The following is a 1,569-nucleotide window of genomic DNA, read 5'->3' on the forward strand; positions in this document are numbered from 1 at the left end:
CAGTTGTTCGCCGGTGTACAGTTGGTTTTTGACCAGCAAACCAAAAACGAGTCGTACAAATTTACGAGATGTAAGCGCGAGTGCTCTCTTGTGCTGATGCTTGGTTACTTCAGCATACTTTTTAGCATAGTATTCGCCATATTCAGGAACATGGCGCCTGACGCTGTTCGCAGCTTCTCCTAAGTAATAACGGAGATAAGTATTACCTGCTTTTGTAATCGGATTATCTTCCGATGCAAAATCTCCAGAGTCGCTTTTTCGCCACGTGAGACCTGCATATTTAGCAAGTGCATCTGAGGAGTGGAAGGCTGTAATATCGCCGATTTCAGCGAGCATACCGCCAGCCCATACCGGACCTATTCCAGGTATGGATTTCAGGATGATGAATGCATTAGGGTTCATGCCGTTAATAGTTTTTTTGATTGCCTGATCTATCAGTTTTATCTCTTTTTGATAGGTCTGGATACAATTGAATGAACTTGCCAAAGAAACATTGAGAGGTTCATACATGCATTTATCCAATCGATAAGAATCTCTTGCAGCCTTTTTAAGAAGCTCAGAGGTCTTTGATATATCGGCAATGCGGTTTTTACTTTTATCAGCAAGGAACTGTAAAAGTTCTTCTTCGGAGGAATCCATAATCTCTTGTGGAGACAGGTATTGCGTTAAAACAGAAGAAGAAGTAGCACCATATATGTTGCTAAAGGGCTGCGAATCATCATCCAAAAGCTGAAGTTCACTAAATTTTAAGTAGAGATTTGATACCATATAGGTTTTCTCTCTTGTAATGCATTCGGCAAGATGAAGGCGGTGCCGGGTCAGGCGTTTCAATGCCAGAAACTGGCTGCCACGCCAAGGCTCGCATTTCTTAATACGGCCACATCGTGCAAAATCAGCAATGAGATACGCGTCAAGCGGATCAGTCTTATCCATGCCAATATAGGATTTACGGTAGTTTGCAGTCATCTTGGGATTTACACAAAATACGTAAGGTTTATAAGGCATGAGCGTCTCACAGGTAGACAGAAAATTAGCAATGTGGACGCTGTAAACAGAAGTGGACTCCAGTGTAGCCACGACCGTATTAAGGTTTTTATGATGTGCCATACAGTCAGCTATCATTGTGGAAAGTTCTTCCGCCCCAGGCTGGTTGTTCTTGAAAGAAGAGGAAATATACTTGTTCTCATCGAAATCGATGGCACATACAACGTTGGATTTAGAACTTACATCAATACCAACAAACAAAGTGGACATATAGTTGATCTTTATCATGTTATCACGCTCCTTTCTGATCAGGATTGTTGGAGTCTTAAGCAAAGGTTTATCCTGCACTGCATATGGTGACCGCAACCTCGCGTTATGAGCATTCATCCAGTCAGCATTTTTTGCTGGTGCTACGGCTGGAGATGCAGCTTCTGTGTAAGCGGAATGTGCCATATGTGCCAGGCTGCACGCTTTATAAGCAGTCTCGGACAAAGCCGGCTGAAAGGGGTGACAGCAGTGCCTTCGGACATCAGACTCTGCTGATATCATACCACAGGATTAACCATATAAAAAAGTAACTATTGA

At 42.8% G+C, this 1,569-nt stretch carries 1 protein-coding gene; it reads right to left on the reverse strand.

Going from position 1 to position 1,569, the window contains the following annotated elements; all coding sequences use genetic code 11:
• Positions 1-1,272 (reverse strand): IS110 family RNA-guided transposase (locus EDD59_RS17610; protein WP_132384270.1); only part of this gene is annotated, 1,272 nt, incomplete at its 3' end.
• Positions 1,273-1,569 lie beyond the last annotated feature (297 nt).

Source organism: Muricomes intestini (genome assembly GCF_004346165.1).
GTDB classification, from domain to species: Bacteria; Bacillota; Clostridia; order Lachnospirales; family Lachnospiraceae; genus Muricomes; species Muricomes intestini.